The sequence below is a fragment of the Pseudarthrobacter sp. AG30 genome, from assembly GCF_003116525.1.
Classification (GTDB): Bacteria; Actinomycetota; Actinomycetes; order Actinomycetales; family Micrococcaceae; genus Arthrobacter.
The window spans coordinates 1-26,758 of the sequence record NZ_QEHL01000017.1 but is presented as its reverse complement, the minus strand read 5'-3'; the positions used below and the strand labels follow the sequence as shown (position 1 = coordinate 26,758).

The 26,758-nt window shown below is 68.4% G+C and carries 13 protein-coding genes; all 13 read left to right on the top strand.

Annotated elements, in window-relative coordinates:
- Window position 1: 1 nt before the first annotated feature.
- Window positions 2-5,839: an Ig-like domain-containing protein gene (locus tag DC347_RS14310; protein WP_240617801.1), complete on the top strand. Its 5,838-nt coding sequence runs from the start codon at window positions 2-4 to the stop codon at window positions 5,837-5,839.
- Window positions 5,840-5,917: 78 nt separating this feature from the next.
- The gene (locus DC347_RS14305) at window positions 5,918-6,889 is read left to right on the top strand and encodes a MoxR family ATPase (protein ID WP_018763002.1); all 972 of its coding nucleotides are present in this window, start codon (window positions 5,918-5,920) and stop codon (window positions 6,887-6,889) included.
- A gap of 74 nt (window positions 6,890-6,963) precedes the next feature.
- Entirely contained in the window at window positions 6,964-8,307 is a 1,344-nt protein-coding gene (locus DC347_RS14300) for a DUF58 domain-containing protein (RefSeq protein ID WP_109863409.1), read from the top strand.
- Window positions 8,304-10,964, top strand: a complete 2,661-nt coding sequence (locus DC347_RS14295; protein ID WP_109863408.1) for a transglutaminaseTgpA domain-containing protein — start codon at window positions 8,304-8,306, stop codon at window positions 10,962-10,964. The genes DC347_RS14300 and DC347_RS14295 overlap by 4 nt, the downstream gene beginning before the upstream one ends.
- A complete protein-coding gene (locus DC347_RS14290; RefSeq protein ID WP_368665756.1) occupies window positions 10,961-12,790 on the top strand; it encodes an RDD family protein in 1,830 nt (609 codons plus the stop codon). Before DC347_RS14295 ends, DC347_RS14290 begins: the two co-directional genes overlap by 4 nt.
- The gene (locus DC347_RS14285) at window positions 12,787-13,722 is read left to right on the top strand and encodes a PP2C family serine/threonine-protein phosphatase (RefSeq protein ID WP_109045934.1); all 936 of its coding nucleotides are present in this window, start codon (window positions 12,787-12,789) and stop codon (window positions 13,720-13,722) included. Before DC347_RS14290 ends, DC347_RS14285 begins: the two co-directional genes overlap by 4 nt.
- Complete coding sequence (locus tag DC347_RS14280) at window positions 13,709-15,757, top strand: FHA domain-containing protein (protein ID WP_109045933.1); 2,049 nt, start codon at window positions 13,709-13,711, stop codon at window positions 15,755-15,757. The genes DC347_RS14285 and DC347_RS14280 overlap by 14 nt, the downstream gene beginning before the upstream one ends.
- The gene (locus DC347_RS14275; RefSeq protein WP_109045932.1) at window positions 15,754-17,508 is read left to right on the top strand and encodes a serine/threonine-protein kinase; all 1,755 of its coding nucleotides are present in this window, start codon (window positions 15,754-15,756) and stop codon (window positions 17,506-17,508) included. Before DC347_RS14280 ends, DC347_RS14275 begins: the two co-directional genes overlap by 4 nt.
- 88 nt (window positions 17,509-17,596) lie before the next feature.
- Window positions 17,597-18,301, top strand: a complete 705-nt coding sequence (locus DC347_RS14270) for a hypothetical protein (protein WP_018763009.1) — start codon at window positions 17,597-17,599, stop codon at window positions 18,299-18,301.
- A complete protein-coding gene (locus DC347_RS14265; RefSeq protein ID WP_109045931.1) occupies window positions 18,298-22,743 on the top strand; it encodes an FtsK/SpoIIIE domain-containing protein in 4,446 nt (1,481 codons plus the stop codon). The genes DC347_RS14270 and DC347_RS14265 overlap by 4 nt, the downstream gene beginning before the upstream one ends.
- Window positions 22,744-22,865: 122 nt before the next feature.
- Window positions 22,866-23,501 (top strand): hypothetical protein, encoded by a 636-nt coding sequence (locus tag DC347_RS14260; protein ID WP_133247093.1) that lies wholly within the window; start codon window positions 22,866-22,868, stop codon window positions 23,499-23,501.
- A 148-nt stretch (window positions 23,502-23,649) separates the two neighbouring features.
- Entirely contained in the window at window positions 23,650-25,935 is a 2,286-nt protein-coding gene (ligA, locus tag DC347_RS14255; RefSeq protein ID WP_240617820.1) for an NAD-dependent DNA ligase LigA, read from the top strand.
- On the top strand, window positions 25,932-26,741 hold the full coding sequence (locus tag DC347_RS14250; protein WP_018763012.1) for an inositol monophosphatase family protein: 810 nt from the start codon (window positions 25,932-25,934) through the stop codon (window positions 26,739-26,741). Before ligA ends, DC347_RS14250 begins: the two co-directional genes overlap by 4 nt.
- The last annotated feature ends 17 nt before the right edge of the window (window positions 26,742-26,758 follow it).

Here is a 26,758-nt window from a genome sequence, read left to right as displayed (position 1 = left end):
GGTGTTTGTTGACGATGCGACCGGTTCGACGCTGAACCAGGTGTCCCCGGCGAATATGCGCCTGGGTGGAGACAAGCAGCTGCCGGGTTCCGCGGCAGTGAGCTTTGGGGCGCAGACAATTTCGGTGACGGATCCGGCGTCGGGCAAGGTCTGGGCCGTGTCGCCGTCGACGGTGAATGGTTTTGATGAGGAAGCATCGGAGCCCGTCATGGTGGGTTCTGAGGGGATTGTTTCCGCGGTGGGGTCTGATGACCGGATTTATTCGGCGGACCCGAAGTCCGGCGTGGTGTCCGTGACGGGGGTGGATGCCAATGGTGCGGTGACGTCCTCGGAGTCCAGTACCTGGGAGGGGTTGAAGGGTTCCGGGGATCTGCAGATGACGGTGGTGGGGGACAAGCCGGTGGTGTTGGATGCCGCGGCGGGGAACCTGTTTTTGCCCGGCGGTAAGCGGCTGATGCTGGAGAATGCGCGGGATGCGAAGTTGCAGCAGTCAGGGCCGGGCAGTGATTTTGTTGCCGTTGCGACGCGGAAGGCGTTGTTGAAGCAGCCTTTGGACGGGGCGGCGGCGAAGACGGTCTCGTTTGATGGTGAGGGCGTGCCGGCGGCTCCGGTGCAGTTGGGCGGGTGTGTGCATGCGGCGTGGTCGGGTGCGAACAAGTACGTCCGGGATTGCACCAATGATGCGGATGATAAGAATGTTGCGGTGCCGAAGGCGAGTGCGTCGCCGTCGTATGTGTTCCGGGTGAACCGGGACCTGGTGGTCCTGAATGATGTGAATTCGGGCAATGTGTGGCTGGTGAACCAGAACATGCAGTTGGTCAACAACTGGGACGACGTCGTCCCGCCCAAGAACCAGTCCGATGACCAGGACCAGGAATCGGCAGACAACAACACCATCAACGTCCTGCCGGACCGCACTAAACCCAACCGGCCACCAGAAACCAAGCCCGACGCCATCGGCGTCCGGCCTGGCCGCACCACGATCCTCAGCGTCCTGGACAACGACTCGGACCCCGACGGCGACGTCCTGACCGCTGCCGTGGCGCCGGAAGCCGCACCCAAATCGGGCACCCTCGAAAGCATCTACGGCGGCACTGCCTTCCAGATCACCGTTCCGGCGGATGCCAAACCAGGCACGGAGACCTTTAACTACAGCGCTTCCGACGGCCGCGGGCTCTCCGCCACCGGGCAGGTCACGCTCAGCGTCGTGGGGCCCGACGAAAACAAGCCGCCCAAGTTCAAGCGCGGCGAGGACACCACCATGCTCGTGGAACAGGGCAAGACGGTCAGCCAGAACATCCTGACGGACTGGATCGACCCCGACGGCGATGATCTGGTCCTGCTCGACGCGAAGGCCGACAACGACCAGGACCAGGTCAAGGTCCGGCGCGACGGCCTCCTCACCTTCCAGGATTCCGGTGCGACCGCCGGCAAGAAGAACGTCCAGGTCACCATCTGGGACGGCCGCGCCACGGTCACCGGCAAGGTGGTGGTCAACGTCCAGCCACCCGGCGCCTTGGCACCGGTGGTCAACGCGGACCATGTCACCGCCGTCGTGGGCCAGGACTTGGTCATCTCGCCGTTGAAGAACGACGTCGACCCGAACGGCGGGGCCCTGCGGCTGGCCCAGGTGGAAGCCAACGGACCGGCCGAACTCGGCCCCGTCACGGACGGCGGCACCTTCACGTTCCGCAGCAGCACCCCCGGGCCGGTGTACCTGACGTACATCGCCAGCAACGGGCCGCAGAGCAGCCAGGGGCTGATCCGCGTGGACGTCGAATCCGGCAACGACGGCGGCGATCCCGTGGCGGTCCACGACGTGGCACTGATGCCTACCGGCGGCAGTGTCCTGCTGGACCCCCTGGCCAACGACTCCGACCCCTCCGGCGGCGTCCTGGTGCTGCAGTCCGTCAAAATCCCGGACAACGCCCCGGTATCGGTCAGCGTGATCAACCACAGCGTCCTGCGGATCACCGACATCCTTGGCACCAAGGACCCCCTGCTGTTCGAATACACCATGTCCAACGGCAAGAAATCCGCCACGGGCAGTGTCTCGGTCGTGCCCGTCCCGGCGCCCGCCGTGCTCGAAGCACCCCAGCCCAAACCGGACGAGGTGAACGTCCGGGTCAACGACGTCGTCACCATCCCCGTCCTTGACAACGACACCCACCCGCAGGGGCAGGAACTGACCGTGGACCCCGTCCTGCCGCAGGCCGTGGACCCGGCTGACGGCAAGAGCTTTGTTTCCGAGAACACCGTTCGCTTTATCGCCGGCAGCCAGCCCAAGACGGTGCGCGCCATCTACAACGCCGTCGATCCGCAGGGCCAGAAGAGTGCCGCCGCGGTGACCATCCACATCCTTCCGCTGGAAGGTGCGGAGAACTCCCGGCCCCAGCCGCGGAACCTCACCGCCCGGGTGGTGGCTGCCGGGACGGTCCGGATCCCGGTTCCCCTGGACGGCATCGACCCCGACGGCGACTCCGTCCAGCTCACGGGCATCGACAGCACCCCCGCCATGGGCACCGCTACGGTGGGCAGCAACTTCATCGACTTCACCGCGGCCGGCGACGGCGCGGGTACGGACACGTTCCGCTACAAGGTGGTTGACCGCCAGGGTGCCGTGAACACAGGCACCGTAACAGTTGGCATCGCCCCGCGCGGAGAGGTGAACCAGAAGCCCACGCCCGTGGACGACGAAGTCCGGGTCCGTCCCGGCCGCCAGATCGCCGTCGACGCCACCGCGAACGACACCGACCCCGACGGCGACCGCATCCGCATCCTCACCGACGGCATCGAAGCCGATCCCGCACTCCAGGCGACAGTCAGCAGGAACAGCGGCCGCATCATCCTCCTGGCCCCGAACGAGGCAGGAACCGTCAACGTGCGCTACACCATCGCCGATGACCGGGACGCCACCGCCCAGGCCACCATCCGCCTGGTCGTCGATAACAACGTGCCCCTGAAGGCGCCGATCGCCCGTGACGACAGGGTGACCTCAGCCCAGGCAATGGGCAAGACCGCCGTTGATGTCCCCGTCCTGAAGAACGATGAGGACCCGGACGGCGTGGGCGAGAACCTCAAGATCAGCACGGAGGCCACCACCGCCAGGCCTGGCGGCAACGGCAACGTCCTGGTAGACCTGACCAAGGATCCCCAGCTCATCCCGTACACCGTGGAAGACGTGGACGGACTGCAGTCCACCGCGGTTATCTGGGTCCCGGGCCTCGGCCAGCAGGTTCCCACCCTGGCCAAGGACGAGGTCATCGAGGTGGTAGCGGGCCAGTCCGTCGACGTAAACCTCAACGAATGGGTGAAGGTCCGCGAGGGCAGGTCGCCCCGGCTGACCCAGGCGGACCGGATCAAGCTCATCGGAGCCGACGGCGGCAACCCCGTCATTGGCGACGGCACCGGCCTGAAATACACCGCGGGGACAGACTACGTGGGCCCCGGGTCCCTGACGTTCGAGGTGACGGACGGAACCGGACCGGACGATCCCGCCGGCCTGAAGTCCACCCTCAGCATCCGCACCAAGGTGCTCCCGGACCCCAACAAGAACAACCCGCCCGAGCTGCTTGGCTCGGACGTGGACGTTCCCAAGGGCGACACGGCCAGCACCGACCTGGGCAAGCTGACCTCCGATCCGGACCAGGATGACGTCGAGAAGATGAAGTATGAACTGGTGGGCGGAGCGCCCGGCGGCTTCAACGTCAGCATCGACGGCAAGACCCTCAAGGCCTCGGCGGCGGACTCCACCGCCACCGGGACCAGGGCCGCCGTCCAGGTCAAGGCAAGGGATCCGCGCGGGCTCGAGGCAACGGCCACGTACCAGCTTTCGGTGACCGCCTCGAACCGGCCCAAGCCGGTGGCCAACGACGACGTCGAAGCGAACGCCGCCGCGGGCAAGCCCGTCACCATCAACGTGCTCGCCAACGACGCCAACCCGTTCCCGGAGACCCCGCTGAAGATCATTGCCGCAAACACCGAAACGGGCAGCGGCAACGTAGGCGTCAATGGCGACTCGGTGACCGTCACTCCGGCGCCCGGTTTTACCGGGACCATGGTGGTGGCCTACACCGTGGAGGACAAGACCGGTGACGCGTCCCGGCATGCCACGGCGCGCATCCGCTTGACCGTCAAGGACAAGCCCGCGGCCCCCACCACGGCGCAGGCACAGAGCGTGGGTGACCGCACGGCGCTGCTGAACTGGACCGCCCCGGCCGACAGGGGCTCGCCCATCACCAAGTACACGGTGTATGGCGAGGGCGGGTTCCGCCAGGATTGCCCGGCCAACACCTGCACCCTTAATGGCCTGACCAACAACACCACCTACCACTTCCAGGTGACGGCCACGAATGAGTTCGGTGAGTCCGACCGCTCGCCGGCCTCGGCCGACGTCCGGCCGGACGTGAAGCCGGATACCCCTTTGGCGCCCTCGCTGAAATTTGGCGACAAGCAGCTGACCGTCAACTGGACCCAGCCCGCCAGCAAGGGATCGCCGGTGAAGTCCTACGACCTGGAAATCTCGCCGGCACCGGCAGGCCAGAACGCACAGATCCAGAACCTGACGTCGGTCAGCTATGTCTGGAAGGGGCTGCAGAACGGCGTTTCCTACAAGGTCCGGGTCCTGGCACGCAACGATGCCAAGGAACCCTCCGAATGGAGCCCGTACTCGGCCGCCGAGGTGCCCGCGGGTGTTCCCGCGACGCCCACCGCGCCGAGCGTGTCGCAGGCAACTCCGGTGGGCTCGCAGAGCCAGCTGCGGGTTGTCTGGTCCGCGCCGAACAACAATGGTGACCCTGTCTCGTCCTACACCTTGACCACCCTCCGCGGCGGTGCGGCGGTGGCCAGCCAGCAGGTATCCGGAACGTCGCAGAACGTCACCGTGGATAATTCGGAAACGAACTACACCTTCACGGTCTCGGCCACCAACAAGGCCGGAACAGGCGGCACGAGTGCCCAGTCCGCCCCCATCCGGGCAGCAGGCAAACCGGGCCAGGTGAGCAGCGGGACGGTCGCGGAAACGGGAACCAGCGGACAGCTGAAAGTGACGTTCACGCCGCTGAGCGAGGCGCAGCGGAACGGGTCCACCGCGAGTGAAATGACCTATTCGTACAACGCTGACGGCAAGAGCGGCCCGATCCCAGCCGGCGGTGGAACCATCGGCGGCATGACCAACGGCAGGGACATCACGGTGACCATCATCGCGACGTCCACGAAAAACACCATGTCCGGCGATGCCAAGGCGATCGGGACAGCCAACCCGTATGGGCCGGCAAGCGCCCCCAACGTCAACGGCACCACGTCAACGAAGGGCGACGGCCAGGTGCACTGGACCTGGAACGATCCGAGCACGAACGGCCGGCCCCTGAGCTACTACGAGGTCAGTTACGAAGGCGGTGGCTGGGTCAACGTTGGAAAGGCCAACCGCTATGACCGCGACGCTGGTGGCTGGAACCAAAGCCGTCAGTTGCGGGTTCGGGCGGTCACGGTGACCGACGGCGCGATCGGGTCGGCCACCTCCAAGTCCGGTGCAGACCCAACCCCGCCGCCGCCCACGGAGTGGAACGTCACGGCCAGCCCCACACGCAGCTGCACGGAGCCTCGCAAGGGGACGGACAGCTTCGTTGACGGCAACCCGTCCCAATGCACGGGCGCGGGCAAATGGCTCGACGCCGGTGCCCCGTCCACGGCCGACCGCTACCAGGTCTGGTACAAGACCTCGAACAACCCCAGCGGTATCTGGTACCACCTGAACTCCGGTATGGCCTCGGGCAACTGGCTCCGCTGTGACACGTCCAACGTGGGCTGCAACCCGCCGAACGGCATGCCGAACCGCTAGCAACCGCATCCATCTTGTGGGCCCGGGTTTCCCGGGCCCACAAGGCAACTTTCGATCCATCTATAGGAAGCACATTTCATGACCATGACCATGGAGCAGGCCGAATGGTTTGCCGGTACGTTCGAAAAGCTGGTTGCCAACGTGGGGCAGGCGGTGCTGGGCAAGGAACACGTCATCAGGCTGACCTTCACGGCCATGCTGGCCGAGGGCCACGTCTTGTTCGAGGACGCGCCCGGAACCGGCAAGACCTCCTTGGCACGGGCCCTCGCGGCCACCGTGCAGGGGTCCAACAACCGCATCCAGTTCACCCCTGACTTGCTTCCTTCCGACGTCACCGGCGTGACCATCTACGACCAGAAGACGCAGAAGTTCGAGTTCCACAAGGGCCCGATCTTCAACAACATCGTCCTGGCTGACGAAATCAACCGCGCCTCGCCCAAGACCCAGTCCGCGCTGCTTGAGGTCATGGAAGAGTCCAGGGTGACAGTGGACGGCGTCACCTATTCCGCGGGCCGGCCGTTCATGGTCATGGCAACCCAGAACCCGATCGAGCAGGCGGGTACCTACCGCCTCCCCGAAGCCCAGTTGGACCGGTTCCTGATCAAGACCTCCATCGGGTATCCGGACCACGCCTCCACGGTCCGTCTGCTCGGCGGCAACAACCTGAAGGACCGCTCCAAGGAACTCTCCGCCGTCATCACCACCCAGGCCGTGGCGGACATGGCAGACCTCGCCGCCACCGCGCACGTGGACACCGCGGTGCTGGAGTACATTTCGCGGCTGTGCGAGGAAACCCGCAGCGCCCCCGAGACCCGGCTGGGCGTGTCCGTGCGCGGCGCGCTGGCCATGGTCCGGGCCGCCAAGGTCTGGGCTGCCTCGCAGGGACGGAACTTCGTCCTGCCGGATGACATCAAGGAACTGGCACCCGTGGTGTGGACGCACCGCTTCGTGATGGACCCTGAGGCGGAATTCTCCGGCGCCACCGCCGAGGCCGTCCTGGCCAGGATCCTGGCCGACGTCGCCGCCCCGCAGCAGCGCACCAACGCCTGACCGGTCCGGCGCGCAACCAATGGCTGCACGCCGGTCCCTTTTCCTTTCCACCGCAACAACGAAGGCACACCCACATGTCCGACGGCACGTCCAGCGGCACCCCGTTGACCCGGTTCGCGGAGCGGTTCCGGCTCCTTTTCCACCGGAACGGCCGCCCCACCCGCCTGCACCCTGCAGCGGTGTGGTCTGAAGCCAGCAACACGGCCCTCCTTGCCCTTACCCCGGCCTGGCGGACCATCCGGACCACCTGGCTGACGTACGTTTGGCCGGTGCTGTCCGTGGTCAGCATCCTGGGCTGGTCCGTCCTCGCCGCCTCGGTCCTGCTGTGGATTACCGGCCAGGCGTTCGGCTGGCAGGAAGCCACGGCAGCCGCCGTCGCCGCCTTCGCCATGTTCGTGATCGCGGTCGCCTTCATCCTGGGCCGGTCCTCCTATGGCGTGGTCCTGGACCTTGCCCGGACCCGCGTGGCGGTGGGGGACAGCGCCGTCGGAAGCATCGCCGTCTCCAATACTTCCGCCCGGCCGCTGCTGCCTGCTGCGCTGGAACTTCCGGTGGGCAGCACCACCGCCGTGTTCCACCTGCCCAGGATGAAGCCAGGCCAGGTCCACGAGGACCTCTTCACCATCCCCACCGCCCGGCGCGCCGTCATCGTGGTGGGACCGGTCCGCTCCGTCCGGGCCGACCCGCTGCACCTCCTGCGCCGGCAGGTCCTCTGGACCGAGCCGGAAGACCTGTTCGTGCATCCCCGGACCGTAGCCCTGGCCGGTTCGGCGGCGGGCTTCATCCGCGACCTGGAGGGCATGCCAACCACGGACCTGTCCAGCGCCGACGTCTCCTTCCACGCCCTGCGCGACTACGTGCCCGGGGACGACCGCAGGCACATCCACTGGAAGACCACCGCCCGGACCAACAAGCTGATGGTGCGCCAGTTCGAGGAAACCCGCCGCGCCCACCTGGCCATCTCGCTGTCCATCAACACGGAGGAATACGCCTCCGAGAACGAATTCGAGCTGGCCATCTCGGTGGCAGGGTCCATCGGCCGGCAGGCCATCCGCGAACAGCGGGAACTGGACGTCCTCACCCAGAAAGGCCCGCTGCGCTGCGAAACCGGCCGCAACCTGCTCGATGACATGACCCGGATCGTCGGCGCCCCGATGCGCCGCACCGCCGTCGACCTTGCCCGGGCCCTGGCGGACACCGTCCCCAACGCGTCCGTGGTGTTCTTCGTGGTGGGAAGCAACGTGACCGCCACCCAACTCCGCTCCGCAGCCGCTTCCGTCCCGCCCGGAGTCCGCAGCCTGGCCGTCCGGGTGGAAGCCGGCGCAGCGCCCACCCGGGCCAACATCGCAGACCTGACCGTCCTGACCCTCGGCGACCTGGCCGACCTTGCCATCGTGCTGAGAAAGGCCGCCGCATGAGCACCGCACCGGGCCAGATCCCGCAAACCCGTACACGCCGCAACGCCCCCAGCCCGGAGTCCGCCTTCGCCCACGGCCGGCCGTGGCACTTCCTGCTCGACGCCGGCGCCCTGGTTGTCCTCCTGGGGCTGGGCCTGCTCGGCTTCGGTTTGAGCTTCGGCGGCGATCCCTACTACCTGCTGTCCGGATTCGGCGGCATCATCCTTGGCCTGGGCATTGGCGCCGCCAACGCGCACCTGCGCCTGGGCCTGCTGATCACCACGGCCCTGGCGCTGGCAGCTTACCTGGTCTTCGGGACTTGGCTCGCGGTGCCGGACTCGGCCATCGCCGGTTTCGTCCCCTCCCTGGATTCCCTGCGGACCCTGCTCCTGGGCGTCGTGTTCGCCTGGAAGGACATGCTCACCGTCGGGGTGCCGGTGGGAACTGCCGGCGGCGTGCTCATCGTCCCCTTCCTCAGCTCGCTTATCACGGCACTCGTGGCCGCGCTCCTGACGTGGCGCGCGCGGAGCCCCTACCTGCCCCTGCTGCCGGTCCTGGTCCTGTTCGTCGCCGGCATTGCCTTCAGCACCAACGCGGCGTTCCTGACCCTGGAACGCGGCATCGGCCTGACAGTCCTCGGCATAGCCTGGGCCACGTTCCGCAGGGACATCCTGAGGCGGGACAGCACCCGAAGGGTTGCCGTTAACACCCCGCAGGCCGACAGCGGCACGGCTCGGCGTGCCCAAATCCGGCGGCTGGGAATGGCAGCGGGCGTGATTGCCCTCAGCGTGGGCGTCACCGCCGTGGCTGCGCCCCTGGTCAACGCCGGCGAGGACCGCAAAGTCCTCCGCAACGTGGTGGTCCCGCCGTTCGACCCCAAGGACTATGTCACGCCGCTGGCGAGTTTCCGGACCTACGTCAAAGACAAGAAGGACGACACCCTGTTCGTGGTCAAGGGGCTGCCGCGGGACGGCCGGGTACGGCTGGGTGCCTTGGACGCCTTCAACGGGACCAACTACAGCATGGATCCTAACGGCTCCGGCAACTTCAGCAAGGTGGGCGACGCCAAGTCCATCAACACCCTTGCCGATTCGGCCGGGGTGGTGCCCTCCAACGACTACTCGATCAGCATCAACATCGAGGACTACCAGGGCTTCTTCGTCCCCGGCGGGCGGAAGACCACCGGCATCAGCTTTGACCAGTCCGGTTCCGCCGCGGCTGCAGGCCTCTACTTCAACCCCGGGACGGACACCGCCGTCACCACCAACGGCCTCACCCGCGGCGATTCGTACAGCGTGCAGGTTTCGGATCCCGTCAAGCTTGAGCACGGCCAGCTGACCCAGTACGACTTCGCGAGAGTTTCCCTCCCGGATCCGCTGGAAGTGCCGCCGGTTGTAGGCTCCCAGGCCAACGACCTTTCCGCGGACGCCCCCACGGCGATCGACCGGGTCCGCCAGATCGAGGCCCATTTCCAGAAGACAGGTGCCTTCAGCAACGGCCTGGTCAGCGAAGGACAGCTGCCCAGCGTTTCCGGCCACGGCTCGGCCCGGATCCGGAACCTGCTCACCGCCAAGCAGATGCTCGGCGACGACGAGCAGTACGCCGTGGCGATGTCCCTGATGCTCCGGCACCTGGGCATCCCGTCCCGGGTGGTGATGGGCTTCTATCCTGAGCCCACCAGCCCGGAAAACGGTGCCGGCGACGTGAAGATCACCGGAAAGGACGTCCACGCCTGGGTGGAGGTTGCGTTCGAGCGCGTCGGCTGGGTCAGCTTCGATCCCACCCCGCCCAAGGACAACATCCCCATTCCGCCGGACCCGGAAAGCAAGTCAAAGCCCAAACCGCAGGTGCTGCAGCCGCCGCCCCCGCCACAGGAGCCCGCGGACCTGCCGCCGGACTCGTCGCCGGACGCGCTGGACGCTGACCAGAAGAAGAACAATCCGTGGTTGTTCTGGGGCGCACTGCTGGGTGCCCTGGGCGTCGTCGCCATCCCCGTGGTGATCCTTGCGCTCCCGTTGCTGCTGATCGCCTTGCTGAAGACACGACGCCGGAAACAGCGTTTCCGGGACGGCCATCCGGCCCAGCGCGTCGGCGGAGGCTGGAGCGAAGTGGTGAGCCTGGCAACGGACATGGGCGCCGCCGTCGACACCCGGTCGACACGCCGGGAAAGCGCCGCCGTGCTGGCCGAGGCGTTCCCTGCCAGCCAGGGAACCACAACGCTCCTGGCCCGCCGGGCCGATGCCTCCATCTTCGGCGCCGGCCAGCCCACGGAAGAGGAGGTCAAAGAGTACTGGACCATCGTGGACGGCTCGCTCAAGGAGATGACCGCCACCGTGGGGTTCTGGCGCCGGCAACAGGCACGTTTCTCGCCCCGTTCCCTGCTCAGCGACGCCCGGACCGCGATGAACTCCGGCGGCGGGCTTTCCCTTCGCCGCCTCCGGGCGGGACTGCCTGCGCTGGCAGCCCTGTCCGCCGCCGGCCGTCGCCGCCCCGGCAGCGGAGGTACTGACACGCCCGGCACGCCGGCAGGTGACCAACAAGGACCCGGGGCGCCCGCAAGCGAACCGCAGGGCCCCGGGGCGCCCGCAAGCGAACCGCAGGGCCCCGGCGCGCCGGAGGCCAACCAGCAGGGAACCAGCCAGCAAGGAACGAACCAGCAAGGACCAAGCCAGCAGTGACCTCCGACGTCGACCGTTGCCCGCGCTGCCAACAAACCGTCCGCGCGGGAGCCACCTTTTGCGCGGCATGCGGTGCGCCGCTGCCCAACCGGGCGGCGCGCCGCAACCGCGGCCAGGGCCCTGGCCCGCACGATGACCAGGCCGGCGCCCGGGACGGGCATGCCGCGCATGCGCCGGGGATTCCCGGTACTATCCCGGTAGTAGAAAGGCCTCCGGCAGCACAGCCGGCGGGCATCGCATATCCGGGTACCGCTCCTGCGGGCACCGATCCGGGCAGTGCCGGCGGTTCCACCAGGGTGGGGGCCGCTCCAGGGGGAGGAACGGGAATGGCAGTAAACCTCGAGCTTGTTCCGGCTGCGGCGGGCAAGCGGTTGGGCGCTGCCGTCATCGACTGGCTGCCCGGCGTGGCAGTGCTGGTGGTGACGTTCGCCATCGGCTTCGCCGGAATCACCCGTTCCCGAAGCGGCGGCTTCATTGTCTATGACACCTCGTCCCTGGTGCTGTTCGGCGGCATCGGCCTCGGGCTGACCCTTGCCTACCTTTTTGTGGTGCTGGGCCTGGAAGCCCGTACCGGCAAGACCCCCGGCAACCTGCTCATGGGCATCCGCAGCGCGGACCAGGACGGCTACGCACCCGGGGCCGGAGGTGTCTTCCTTCGGGGCGTGATCACCGGCGCGGGCATCCTGCTGTCCCTGGTGGCTGCGGTCCTGGTGGTGGTGTTCAAGTGGTTTGATGCCGCCATGTTCATCCTCGGCCCGCTGCTCCTGCTGGGTGCTGTGTGGGCGGTGCTGGTAGTGGTTTCGAGCCAGTGGGACAAAAACGGCGGGCTGCGGGCCTGGAACGACACCGCCGCCAAGACCCTCGTGTTCGACGTCAAGGCGGGGCGCGACCCCATCACCACGGGGGGCATCCAGGGCCCGTACAGCTTCGCGCCACTGGACCTTCCGCCCGTTCAGCAGGTCCTGTCTCCGGTGGCCGGGGCCAGGACGGCCACCACCGCGGCCGCCCGGCAGCCCACGCCACAGCCTGCCCCGGGGCTGGCCGCCCAGGCCCCGCAGCCGCCGGCCGCCCAGGCGCCGCTGCCGCAATCCGCCCAGCCGCAGACAGCCCTTCCCCAGGCAGTCCCGCTGCCGCCAGCCGCCCAGGCCCCGGCATCCCAATTCGCTCCACCCCAGGCGGCGGCACCCCAGCCTCCTGCACCCCAGGCTCCTGCACCGGCCGCTGCGGCTCCATCGCAGACCATGCCCTACACCAGCCCTGCCTCCTTCGCGCCGCCATCCGTGCAGGACGCCCCGTATCCCGCCACCGCCTATCCCGCGGCGACCCAGAACCCGCAGCCCGTCACGCCGCACGCCGCCCAGCCGGCGGCCGGCAGCCACGGGTTCGCCCCGGGCGCCCAGGCGTCCACGGCAGGCCACCGGGTGCCCGGGCCGCACCTTGACGACGACGTCGAACGTACCCAGGTGCGTTCGGATACCGGCGGGCCCGCCCCCGTGGCGGTCCTGCGGATCCGCCTGGACGACGGCCGCGACTTCCAGCTGGACCGCAGCGTCCTGGTGGGCCGCAACCCGGTGGGCCAGCCCGGGGAACAGCATGCCCAACTGCTGGCCGTGGATGATCCCGGACGCTCCATCTCAAAAACCCACCTGCATCTGCTCACCGATGGTGCGGGGATATGGGTTACGGACCGGCAGTCCACCAACGGCAGCGCCGTGACCACCCCTGACGGCCTGCGCACCCCCTTGGCGCCGGGCGTCCCAACGTTTGTTACCCCCGGCTCCAGTGTGCATTTTGGAGACCGCACCTTTTACCTAGGACAGGCATGAACCAGCACCCCGCCAGTGTTTCCTCCACCATCCAGCCGGGGCCGGGCCTTAGCCTCACGTACGGCTACGGGACGGACAGGGGACTTCGCAGGGAGCTGAACGAGGATTCCTACATTGCGGCGGATCCCGTCTTCGCCGTGGCCGACGGCATGGGCGGCCACGAGGCCGGCGAGATCGCCAGCGGCCTGTGCGTAAGGGCCTTGGCCGGGATTCCGCAGCTCGCCACCGGTGAGCGGAGCATTACGGCCGCGGTCCTGCAGCAGTACCTGGTGCGGGCGGACAACTCGATCCGTGAGGCCGCCGGAGCCCGCGCCGGCACCACCCTCACGGGCGCGGTGGTGGTGGAACAGATGGGCATGCCGTACTGGCTGGTGCTGAACATCGGCGACTCCCGCACCTACCGGCTCAGCCAGGGCCGGTTCGAGCAGATCAGCGTGGACCACTCAGAGGTCCAGGAACTCGTTGATGCGGGCGAGATCACCGCCCAGGAAGCCACCGTGCATCCCCGCCGGCACGTGGTCACCCGGGCCCTGGGCACGGGGGATGAGACGGAGGCTGACTACTGGCTCCTCCCAGTCGAGGAAGGAGACCGGGTCCTGGTCTGCTCGGACGGGCTGACCGGTGAACTGGCGGACGAGGACATCCTCCGCATCATCAGCACCGTGGCCCAACCGCAGGACGCCGTGGACGCCCTGATCCAGGCTGCCCTGCGCAGCGGCGGCAGGGACAACGTCACGGCCATCGTGGTGGACGCCAGGAACGTGGCGAACGACGACGGCGCCGGCACCACCGCGCCACGCTACAGCCCGGCGGACCGGGACGAGGAGACGCTGCCGCGTCCGCTGGCCAACGGCGCGGTGACGCAGCCCTTGCCTGAGCAGCCGGAGGCCGGCACGGACGCCGAGGGGGAGGGCGACAATGACCGCCGCTAGCTACATTCCGGGTAGCTGGCTTGGTGTCGTCCGGTCCGGCACGGCCGTCCTCCTGGGCCCCGAATCACCGGCCGAACTTGCCGGTGCCCTCTGGGAACTCCTGGCAGCCCGGCCGGAACCGCATGAGGTCCTTGCTGCCGTGACCAGCAGCTCGGGCGGGTCGCTGGCCCGCATACCCTCCTTCGGCATCCTGGACTTCAACGGTTCGCTGAGGGTCTTCCTGCGCGGCAACCTCGACCTTCGCGTGGAGCAGCCCGGCGGAGCCGTGGACCTGGACGGCCGTGACGTCACCACCTGGAACGAACGCCGGTTTGTCGTCCCCGGGGTGTGCCGGCTGGACATCGCTGACGCCGGCGGAGACCAGCCCGAGCTGCCGCTCGGCGAGGGGGTGGTTTTGCTGCAGGCGCTGACGCTCGGCGTCCCGTCCGGGCCAGCCGCCGTTGCAGCCCCCGCTGCCAAGGAACGGGCCGCAACAACGGAACACCCGGCTGCAGCGGAAAGTCCTGTCGAGGCACAGGGCCCGGACCAAGCCGAAAACCCGGTTGTCGTCGAAAGCGTGGTTGCGGTCGCAAACCCCGTGGTCGTCGAAAGCGTGGTTCCGCTGGATTCCCCGGGCACGGCCGGGGACCCGGGCGCAGAAGCCCGCTCCACCCTGACCGACTCTGCCGGGGAGGACGAGCTCCCCGGCACCCCCACTTCTGAGCACGGGGCATCCGCCGAGACGGTTCTGGCAGTGATCGATGAAGACCAGGAGGGGCTCCCCGCGGATACCGCAGACGCCGCGGAGGCCGTGGGGGAAGCCGCCGACCCTGATGCCACGATTGCCCCCGGCACCATCATCCCCCCTGACCCGGCGGACGCGTCCGGCGCGGGGGAAGACGAGGGGCCGGAGGAAGATGCGCCGCCGGCCGGTGACACCGCATCGGCTGAAGCGGGTCCCGCGGTGGAAATGACCACGTCCTACGACCACCTGTGGGACCGCACCGTGATGCGGAACATCGAGGACGCGGCAGTCCGTGAGGACCCAGACGCCGACTCCGGCCTCATCGCTGTCAGCCCGCAGCCCGCCCTGCCTGCGGCCGAACAGCCCGCCGCCCTGGGCCCGGCTGACGACGCGTCCACGGCCGGACAGCAGTCCGGTTCCGACGCCGGGCCGGGCGCCGGGGCAGACGGTTCCGCGGGCAGCGACCCAGCCTGGGGCGCCAGGCGGAGCCCCAACCCCACCCCGGATCCCGGGCCGGAAGCGCAGGCTCCCGCCCCGCCTCCCGCCGGCGGCCTCATCGATTCCGTACCGTGGCGCACCGGCGGAAGCGCGGCCGCTCCGTCGTCGGCCCCGTCCGGCCCATCCTTGGGGACACCTCCTGCCGTCACCCCACCGGCAGGCCCTGAAGCATCTGCGAACCGTGCTCCCGCGCCGGCCTTCCCCGCAAGCCAGGCCCCTGCGGCAGGAACTCCCGACCAGGCCCCTGCCGCCGGCTTCGATCCCGACCATGACGGCGAGACTGTCATGAAGAGCAGCCTCCCCGGAATGGCTCCGCATCCAGCGGCTCCGGCCGCCGTCCAGGACCCCGCCAATGGACCAATGGTGCTGGCCCGCGTCTGCGCCCAGGGCCACGCCAACCCACCCACACGTGCCCTCTGCAGCGCCTGCGGGGGCAGCCTGCTGCCGGACGCCGTCCAGGTGGCGCGCCCCAGGCTGGGGCGGGTGCGCCTGTCCACCGGCGACGTGCTGGACCTCGACCAGTCGATGGTCATCGGGCGGCAACCGTCGGTATCCCGCGTCCAGGGCGGTGTGATGCCGCGCCTGGTGCAGGTTGCGAGCCCGGGCGGTGACATTTCCAGGTCCCACGTCGAAGTCCGGCTCGAAGGCTGGCACGTCATGCTCTGCGACCTGAAGGCCACCAACGGCACCGTGTTGGTGCGTGAGGGCCAGCCGCCGCGCCGCCTGGCCCAGAACGAGATGGCCATCCTGCTCGATGGCGACATCGCGGAACTGGGCGACAACATCTCACTGCGTTTTGAGGAGATTCCTTGAGTTCCAAACGGCCCGTAGCGCCGCCGCCCCGGATCCAGGGGTTCACGTACATCAGCCTGCTCGGCTCGGGCGGGTTCTCTGACGTCTACCTGTACGAACAGGACAGGCCGCGCCGGAAAGTCGCCGTGAAGGTGCTGCTCTCCGATTTGAAGACCGAGGGCGCCCGCCGGCGCTTCGAGTCCGAAGCCAACCTGATGGCCCAGCTGTCCTCGCACCCTTACATCGTCACCATTTTCGAAGCGGAAGTGACCGACGACGGACATTCCTACCTGGCCATGGAGTACTGCTCCCGGCCCAGCCTGGACGTGCGCTACCGGCGGCAGCGCTTCAGCGTGGACGAGGTCCTGGCCGTCGGCATCCAGGTGGCGTCCGCCGTCGAAACCGCGCACCGTGCCGGCATCGCCCACCGCGACATCAAGCCGGCCAACATCCTGGTGACGGACTACAACCGCCCGGCCCTGACCGACTTCGGAATCTCCGGAACCCTGGCAGGCGACACGGACGACGACTCGGGGATGTCCATCCCGTGGTCCCCGCCCGAGCAGTTCCGGGATGGAAGCGTTGACGGCGTCATGGTGGACGTATGGGCCCTCGGCGCCACCCTCTATACCCTGCTGGCCGGCCGCTCGCCCTTCGTCATGCCCGGGGCGGACAACTCCCAACGCGAACTGATCAACAGGATCAGCAACATGGCCCTGCCGCGGCTGGGCCGGGCAGACGTGCCGGAGTCACTGGAACTGGCCCTGTCCACCGCCATGGCCAAGTCCGCACAGTCCCGCTACAGTTCCGCGCACGCATTCGCCCTGGCACTGCAGCGCATCCAGGCCGAACTGAACCTCTCCGTCACGCCCTTCGAAGTGCTGGAGGAACCGCAGCAGGAGGAAAGCCACCCGGACGACGGAACCGAGGAAACCCGGGTCCGCAGCATCGCCGCCATTGATCCCGAACGGACCGGCAGCGCACCGACGTTTCCCGCGCGCACGCGCCCCAGCCAGCCCGGCGGCACGGACGCAACCGGTCCCAGGGGAGGTGCCGCCCCGCCGTCGCACTTCACTCCCGCCGCGCCTGGCCAATGGCAGCCCGCCCCATCCGTACCCCACCTTCCGGCCGGGCCGGCCGCACAGGAGGCAGCCGACGGCGTTCGGGCGGGGGAGTGGGCACAGTCCACCGTGCTGCGGGGCAGCGCCGCGGCACCACACTATGGTGCGCCCGTCACCGGTCCGGCGGGGAGCAGCGAAGATCCGGCGTACGCCGCGGACGCTACGGTCCAGCGGGCGGTAAAAACCGCGGAGCCACAGCAGGCGCCCGAGGCCGACCACGGCAAACGCAACCTCTGGCTCGCCCTCGCCGGGGGAACCCTGCTGGCACTTGCGGCGGTGGTGGGCATCGTGGTGGCGAACTCGGCCACCGGAACCCCCAAGGCCGTGGAAACCCAACAGATCAGCAAACCTCCCGCGGACGCCCTGGACAACGGCACCGTCCCCGACGTCGAAGGTCTCAAGGGCTCAATCGGGGCCGACGGGGAAGCCACCTTCACCTGGACCAACCCGCAGCCCAAGGACGGGGACACCTACAAGTGGAAGGTGTACACCATTGGCGGCAACAGCGCGGAATTCACGTCCGTCGCGAACCCGCCCGTAAAGATCCGGCCCAATCCCGGCGGACAGACCTGCATCCAGGTGATGATCGTGCGCACCGACGGCGCATTCTCACCCATGGAGGAGGGCTCCATCGCCTGCGCCGGCCAATGAGCGGCCTGCACGCACCGGCGGGGCGGCCGCTCCGCACCACCAGCACTGACGGTTACCGCAACACTTCTGCCTTGAGGAGGCACAGATCATGGGGGATCTAGCAATAGATTTCTGTGGCGAATGGTACGAGCCATCCGACGAGGACATCTTCAACATCGGCCGCGAAGGCGACCTTGAAGTGGACGACAACCCGTACCTGCACCGGCAGTTCCTGCAGGTTGCCCGCTACGACGGCATCTGGTGGCTCAGCAACGTCGGCAGCATGCTCTCCGCCACGGTGGCCGACGCTTCCGGTGGCATGCAGGCGTGGCTTTCCCCCGGCGCCCGGATCCCGCTGGTGTTCAGCCACACGAACATTATTTTTACGGCCGGCCCGACCACCTATGAGTTCGCCGTGCACTTGAAGACGCCGTCCTTCCGGCAGGAAGCCCGTGAGGACAGCAGCGGCGGCGACACGACGATTGGACCGGTGGTCTTCACGGATGCCCAGAAGGCCCTGATCGTGGCGCTCGCCGAGCCGGTCCTCCGGCGCGAAGGCACCGGCTTCAGCACCATTCCGTCCTCGGCCGCGGCCGCGAAGACGCTGGGCTGGGCGCTGACCCGCTTCAACCGCAAGTTGGACAACGTCTGCGACAAGCTGGACAGGGTGGGCGTCGTCGGGCTGCGCGGAGGCGGCGGCAAACTGGCCACCAACCGCCGTGCCCGGCTGGTGGAGCACGCCGTCACCACGCACCTGGTAACACCCGATGACCTGTACCTGCTGGAGAAGATGAGGGGCGTGGACGAAGGATGAGGATCCGCCTGACACTCCGCCGCGAGCCCGCCGACGCCAAGGATCTGGCCGTCACGGTGGACGGCCTGGCCACTGTGGCCGACATTGCCACCGTGTTGTGGGCTGCTGATCCGGACCGGAAAGGAACGCCCCCTCCGGAGAACCTCTCGCTGCGCATCGATGAAGCGTTCGTCGGTGCCGGCATCAGCGGAAATGTCCTGGCCCGCCAGGACAACCTGCTCGAATCAGGCCTGCGCCCCGGCTCGGTGGTATCGCTGGCCCAGGTCAGCGAGCAATTCCATGAGCCCGGCGCCGGCCGCGGACCGGCTGCGGCCACCTTGCGTGTCCTGTCAGGGCCCGACGTCGGCCGCGAATTTTCGCTGCCCACCGGCACCAGCTACATCGGCCGGGACCGGGACGTCGATATCCGCCTCACGGACCCCCTCACCTCCAAGCGGCATGCCCGGATCACCGTGGCGGAGGGCATCGAGATCGTGGACACGAACTCCGCCAACGGCCTGTTGATGGACGGACTTCCCGTCACGCGCGCAACCCTGAACTCCTCCGACACGGTGACGCTGGGGGACACCACGGTCACCGTGGTTCCGTTGGGCCACAACCATGCGGCAGCGCCGACGTCGCCCCTGGTGGACTTCAACCGTTCCCCGCGGGTGGTGCCCCGCTTCGAGGTGCCCAAACGGGTCCTGCCCTCCGGCCCCAAACGCCCCGAAGACCACCCCTTCCCGTACATCATGCTGGTGGCGCCGCTGATGATGGGCGCCGTGATCTTCGCGGTCACGCAAAACGTGCTGTCCATGGTGTTCATGCTGATGATGCCGTTGTTCATCGTGGGCCATTACGTGGACCAGAAGATGCGGACCAGGAAGCAGCAGAAGGAGCAGCTCAAGCAGTTCCGGGCGTCCATGGCGGCGTTCCGGCAGGACCTGACGGAACTGCAGCAGGTGGAGCGGGCTGTCCGGCTGCAGGAAGCACCGTCGGTCAGTGACACGGTGGATGCCATCTATAAGCTGGGCCCGCTGCTGTGGACCCACCGCCCGGAGCATTCCTCGTTCCTGGGCCTCCGGTTTGGGCTGGGCACGGCGCCGTCCCGGGTCCCGCTGGAGGAACCCTCCAGCAATGACACCGAAGTACAGTACAGCCGCGAAATCCAAGACTGCATCAAGCAGTTCAGCGAGATCGAAGGCGTTCCGGTTGTCTCCCAGCTGCGGACCTCCGGTGCCTTGGGCATCGCCGGTGCCCGCGGCCTGGTGGACGATGTGGCCCGGGGAATGGTGCTGCAACTGGTAGGCCTGCATTCCCCGGCCGAGGTTGTCCTCACCGCCATCACATCCGCCCAGTCTCGCGGGCGCTGGGATTGGCTGCAGTGGCTGCCGCACGTCGGCTCCGGCCACAGCCCGCTGGGCGGGGACCACCTTGCGGCGGGCTCGGCCGGCGGATCCTCCCTGCTGGCCCGGCTTGAGGACCTGGTGGACGCCCGCGAAGCCGCGGCCAAGCGGTCGGGCCCGGAGCTGCGCCCGGGCATCGACCCCGACAAGCACGACCTCGAAGAGCCTGTCCTGCCCGCCGTGCTGGTGGTCGTGGAGGATGACGCGCCCGTCGACCGCGGCCGGCTGACCCGGCTGGCCGAGCGGGGACCCGACGCCGGCGTCCACGTCCTGTGGGTGGCCACGGACATCCAGGCGCTGCCGGCCGCCTGCCGCGACTTCATGGTGGTGGACGGCGAGCACGGCACCACCACCGGACAGGTGCGCCTGGGCCGGCACACCTACCCGGTCAGCTGTGAGAGCGTGGACGCGGAGCTGGCGGCCCAGCTCGCGCGGATGCTGGCTCCCGTGGTGGATGTGGGCAAGCCGGTCAACGACGACTCCGACCTGCCGCGGGCCGTTTCCTACGCCACCCTGATCGGCAAGGACTTCCTGGACAACCCGCAGGCGGTGGCCGAGCGCTGGACCGAAAACAACTCCGTACACGCCACCGCCGTGGCGAACCGCAAGGACAACGGCACCCTCCGCGCACTCGTGGGTTCCAAAGGCATCGAACCGCTCTACCTCGACCTGAAGAATGAAGGCCCGCACGCCCTGGTGGGCGGTACCACCGGTGCAGGAAAGTCCGAGTTCCTGCAGTCCTGGGTCATGGGCATGGCCGCCGCCTACAGCCCGGACCGGGTGAGCTTCCTGTTCGTCGACTACAAGGGCGGCGCCGCGTTCGCGGACTGCATCAACCTGCCGCACACCGTGGGACTGGTCACCGACCTTTCCCCGCACCTGGTGCGCCGGGCCCTAACGTCCCTGCGCGCCGAGTTGCACTACCGCGAACAGCTGCTGAACCGGAAGAAGGCCAAGGACCTGCTGGCACTGCAGCGGGAAGCCGACCCGGACGCACCGCCCTACCTGATCATCATCGTGGACGAGTTCGCCGCCCTGGCCAACGAGGTTCCCGAGTTCGTTGACGGCGTGGTGGACGTGGCGGCCCGTGGACGGTCCCTGGGCCTGCACCTCATCCTGGCCACCCAGCGGCCGGCCGGTGTCATCAAGGACAACCTCCGCGCCAACACCAACCTTCGCGTGGCCCTCCGCATGGCCGACGAGGAGGACGCCACGGACATCCTGGGCGTCCCGGACGCTGCCTATTTCGATCCCGCCATCCCGGGCCGTGGCGCAGCCAAGACCGGCCCGGGAAGGATCCAAGGGTTCCAAACCGGTTACGCGGGCGGCTGGACCACGGACAAGCCGCAGCGGCCGCAGATTGACATCGTGGAGATGGCCTTCGGTTCCGGTCCCAGCTGGGAGGCGCCCGCGCCCGACAAGCCCCTGGCGCAGGAGCCTGCCGGCCCCAATGACATTGCACGGATGACGTCCACGATCGTGCACGCGGCGGACTCGCTGGACATCAGGGCGCCCCGCAAGCCGTGGCTGGATGAGCTGGCCAAGACCTACGACTTCTCCAAGCTGCCCAATCCCCGCACGGACGAACAGCTGCTGCTGGGCGTTGCCGACGACCCCGTGCACCAGGAGCAGCCCACCGTGTTCTACGAACCGGACAGGGACGGCAACATGGCCATTTACGGCACGGGCGGCTCCGGCAAGTCGGCCGCACTGCGGGGCATCGCCATTGCCGCCGCGGTGACTCCGCGCGGCGGACCGGTCCACGTTTACGGCATCGATTGCGGCTCCGCGGGATTGCGGATGCTCGAGGAGCTTCCGCACGTCGGTGAAATCATCAACGGCGACGACGTCGAACGCGTGGGGCGCCTGCTGCGGCTCCTGCGCGACATCGCCGAGCTGCGGTCAGCGCAGTTCGCCGAGGTACGTGCGTCCACCATCGTCGAATACCGGAAGCTCGCGAACCGGCCGGACGAGAAGCGGATCTTCGTGCTGGTGGACGGCATGTCGGCGTTCCGTGAGGCATACGAGCACAGCAAGCTCTCCGGACTGTGGGACATCTTCCTCCAGCTGGCCACCGACGGCCGCACCCTGGGCATCCACCTGGTGGTGACGGGCGACCGGCCAAACGCCGTGCCGGCCTCCCTGCTGGCCTCGATCCAGCGCAGGCTGGTCCTGCGACTGTCCTCCGAGGACGACTACATCTCCCTGGATGTGCCCAGGGACGTCCTTACCGCCACCTCGCCCCCTGGGCGCGGTCTCCTCGACGGCCTCGAAGTCCAGCTGGCAGTCCTGGGCGGTAACTCGAACCTGGCCCTGCAGGCCCGCGAAGTCCACAAACTCAGCGAAGCCATGCAGCGCCAGGGCCTGGACACCGCCCCCGGAATCGAACGGCTCCCCGACCAAGTGGACCTGGACGTCCTGCCCGCCGGCAGCCCGGACCTGCCCGTCATCGGCGTGGACGACGAATCGCTGCAGCCGGCCGAGGTCATGGCCCGCGGCCCGCTGCTCCTGGCGGGCCCGCCAGGGTCCGGGCGTACCGTTGCACTGGTCACCCTGGCCTACGCGCTGCGCCGGTCCAACCCCGCCACCGAGCTGATCTACCTCGGCTCCCGCCGCTCCGCCGTCGCGTCCCTGCCCATCTGGAACCGTTCCGTGGTGGGCCCGGATGATCTCGCCGAGATGGTGGAGGACCTGGTGGAGCACTCAACCGGAAACCCCGGTTCGGTGGCCATCTTCATCGAGGGCCTCACCGAGTTCACGGACACCATCGCCGAATCCGGCATTGCCCAGCTGGTCACGGCGTCCCTCAAGGCAGACCAGTGGGTGATCGGCGAGTCCGAGTCCTCCACCTGGTCCTCGGCCTGGCAGCTTGCCCAGCCCTTCAAATCCGGCCGGCGGGGACTGCTGCTCAACCCCGGGGATATCGAAGGGGACGGCCTGCTCAACACCTCCCTGGGCCGGGTCAGCCCGGACTTCATTCCCGGCCGGGGCTACGTGGTGGGACGCGGCAAGGCACGGAAGATCCAGGTGGCGTTGCCGCCCGAAAACCGGGACTGAGCAGCCCGGAGATGTGCGGGGCCGCCGCAGCCGCGGATTTGCGGCCCCGCACGGCGCTGTAGAAGACTACCGGGGACACCAGAAAGCCGCGGTGGGGGGACTGCGCGCAGCGAAAGGTAGCAATGGCCCCGTCCGCACCGGTTCTCCGCACTGTTTCGACGACGGCAACAGCAGCTGTCATGGCATTGGCCCTCGGCATCTTCCCGGCCGGGGCGGCGGCCGCCGCCCCCCTGGCCGCACCTGCCCAGCCTTCATCCACCCAGGTGTCGGGAACCCAAACGGCGCCGGACTGCGGGCTGCTCTGCCTGCCCGTCCTTGCCAGCAGTCCGGACACCGGCCAAACCGGGCGGCCGCGCAAGTCCAAGGACCCCGTACCGCCGACCGCCCAGCCCGCGCCTCCCGCCGCCGAAGCTCCGGTCCAGCCGCCACAGCCCGCCGGGCCTCCGGCCGCCACCGCGCCACCAGCCGACGCTTCGGTGCCGGCTGCAGACGCGGAAGCAGCATCCGACGGCGCGCCAACCGCAGTCCCATCGGCCGACGCCGGGTACCGCCCGCCCACCGGTCCTTCCAGCGGGGTGGACTGGAACAGCCCGGTCACCCGGTCCGCGGCGCCAACCCAGCTGGCTGCCGTTTCTCCCGCCCGGGGCGAAGGCCCCGGCGGCCCGGCGCTCCTGCCCATCGCACTGGGAACGGTGCTGTTGGCCATAGCGGCCGGCGCGTTCACCTGGTGGAACCGCAACCGGCTCCGGTCGCACTGACGCCGGCTCCGCGCCGCCCTGTCCCGTGCCGCGCCGCCCTGCCAAGGAAATCGTCGGAGGGGTAGGGCAAGATAGGTCTGTGAGTACAGGACCAGGACCCGCAGAACAGACCGCCGCCCGGACCGCGGCCCCGCACGAGCCCGAGGCCATCCCCACCGAAGCCCTCCGCGAGGAATACGAAAACCTCGCGGACCTGGTGCGGAAGTACCGGTTCGCCTACTACCAGGAGGATGCGCCCCTGGTCTCGGACGCCGAGTTCGACACCCTCTTCCGCCGCCTGGAAGAGATTGAGGCCCTGCACCCGGAACTGGTGGCCAATGACTCGCCAACCCAGGAAGTCGGCGGCGAGGTTTCCGCCGCATTCGCCCCGGTGGAGCATCTGCAGCGGATGTACAGCCTGGAGGACGTCTTCTCGCTTGAGGAACTCGAAGCCTGGCTCAACCGGGCCGAGGCAAGCATCGCGAAGATCGGTGACGGCGGCACCAAAGCCGCATGGCTGACTGAACTCAAGATCGACGGCCTCGCCGTCAACCTCCTGTACCGTGACGGAAAGCTGGTGCGCGCGGCCACCCGCGGCGACGGTACCACCGGCGAGGACATCACCCACAACCTGCTCACCATCAAGGAAATCCCGCAGGAACTGCAGGGCAGCGGCTTTCCCGCCGAGATGGAAATACGCGGCGAGGTCTTCATTCCCTCCAAGGCGTTCGCCGAATTCAATGACGCCCTGATCGAGGCCGGCAAAGCCCCGCTGGCGAACCCCCGCAACGCGGCGGCGGGTTCATTGCGGCAGAAGGACCCCGCCGAAACCGCCAAGCGGCCCTTGAAAATGTTCGTGCACGGCATCGGCGCCCGCGAGGGGCTTGAAGCCCGCAGCCAGTCGGAAACCTACCATCAGCTCAAAGAATGGGGCCTGCCCGTCAGCCCGTACTTCGAGGTGCTGGCGGCCCGCGACGACGTCCTGGGTTTCATCCAGCGGTACGGGGACCAGCGCCACAAGCTGCTCCACGAAATCGACGGCATCGTGATCAAGGTGGACGATTTCGCCACCCAGCGCGCCTTGGGCAACACCACCCGCGTTCCCCGCTGGGCGGTGGCCTACAAATACCCGCCCGAGGAAGTCCACACCAAGCTGCTGGACATCCAGGTCAATGTGGGCCGCACCGGCCGCGTAACCCCCTTCGGCGTCATGGAGCCGGTCAAGGTGGCCGGATCCACCGTGGAAATGGCCACGCTGCACAACCAGGACGTGGTGAAAGCCAAGGGCGTGAAGATCGGCGACATCGTCATCCTGCGGAAGGCAGGGGACGTCATCCCCGAGATCGTTGGCCCGGTCCTGGCCCTCCGGGACCAGCAGGATCCGCCGGTCCGGGACTTCGTGATGCCCGCCGAATGCCCCTCCTGCGGAACCCCGCTGGCCCCCGCCAAAGAAGGCGATGTGGACGTCCGCTGCCCCAACTCCAAGTCCTGCCCGTCCCAGCTCCGCGAGCGGGTATTCCACGTGGCCGGCCGGGGCGCGTTCGACATTGAGGCCCTGGGCTGGGAAGCGGCCATCGCCCTGACCCAGCCGGCCGAACCTGAAGTGCCTCCGCTGACGTCCGAAGCACGGCTGTTCGACCTCACCCCCGAGGACCTGGCCGAGGTACGGATCCGCCGGGAGAAGAAGTCCAAGGGCGTCCCCACCGGGGAGTTCGAGCTGGTGCCGTACTTCTACAGCAAGGGCACCGCCAAATCGCCATCCAAGCCAACCGCCAACACCCAGAAACTGTTCAAGGAACTGGAGAAGGCCAAGACGCAGCCCTTGTGGCGGGTCTTGGTGGCGCTGTCCATCCGGCACGTGGGCCCGCGGGCGTCACGCGCCCTGGCGCAGGCCTTCGGCACCATGGACCGTATCCGGGCAGCCAGCGAGGAGGAGCTCGCCCACGTTGACGGCGTAGGACCTACCATCGCCGCCGCCCTCAAAGAGTGGTTCGCCGAAGATTGGCACGTGGAGATCGTGGACCGGTGGGCGGCTGCGGGCGTCCGCATGGAGGACGAACGGGACGAGTCCATGCCGCGGACCCTGGAGGGCCTCACCGTGGTGGTGACGGGCTCGCTGCCCAACTTCAGCCGCGACGAAGCCAAGGAAGCCATCCTGCTGCGCGGCGGCAAGGCCGCGGGCTCCGTTTCCAAGAACACCAGCTACGTGGTGGCGGGGGAAAGCGCCGGGAGCAAGCTGGACAAGGCCGAACAGCTGGGGATCCGGGTGCTGGATGAGGACGGCTTCAGGCAGCTGCTCGACGGCGGGCCGGCAGCCCTGGGCGACGCCGCACCCGACGGCACCACACCGGACGCCGACGCCGCGGACCACCACGCCGCGGACCAAGGCAGCCCGGACCAAGGCAGCGCCCGCCACAACACGCCCGACGACACCACTGTGGAGGAAAGCGCATGACATCCGCGTCTGAACTGTTGGATGTGGCCCGCCAGGCCGCCGCGGCCGGTGCGCAGGTGCTGTCCGGCCGTGACGGCAACGCCCTGGACCCCAACAACAAGGGTGCGGCCGGGGACTGGGTCACTGCCTTCGACATCGCCGCCGAGGACGCCGTGCGCGCCGTGATCGCCGCCGCCCGCCCTGGCGATATTGTCACCGGGGAGGAACAGGGAACGACTCGCCCCGCTGAATCCACGGGGTACCGCTGGTCCATCGATCCCCTGGACGGAACCACCAACTTCATCCGCAACATCGTCTACTACGCCACCTCCGTGGCAGTGGCCGATGCCGACGGCGTCTGGCAGGCCGGCGTCGTCAATGCCCCAGCCTTGGGGCGGGTGTACTACGCCGCCCGCGGCCAGGGCGCGTGGCTGGAGGAGCGGGGAACGCTCACCCGGCTGGAAGGGCCGGTTTCGGGCCGTACCGGGCAGATCCTGGCCACCGGGTTCAGCTACGAGCCGGCCGTCCGCTCCGAGCAGGCGGCAGCGTTCGCCACGCTGATGGATGGCTTCGCCGACGTGCGGCGGCTCGGCTCCGCTGCCCTGGACCTGTGCATGGTGGCGGACGGGACACACGACGCCTACGGCGAACGCGGCCTGAACGAGCATGATTTCTCGGCCGGTGCCCTGATCGCAGAGGAAGCAGGCTGCTGGGTGCGCCGGCCGCGGTTGACCAGTCCGCTCGACGGCGGTCCCTCCGACGACGAACGCCTGGACGCCTGGACCTGCGCGGCCGGGCTGGAACTGTCAGGAAAGTTTCCGCTCTAGACGATATGTAGTAGGAG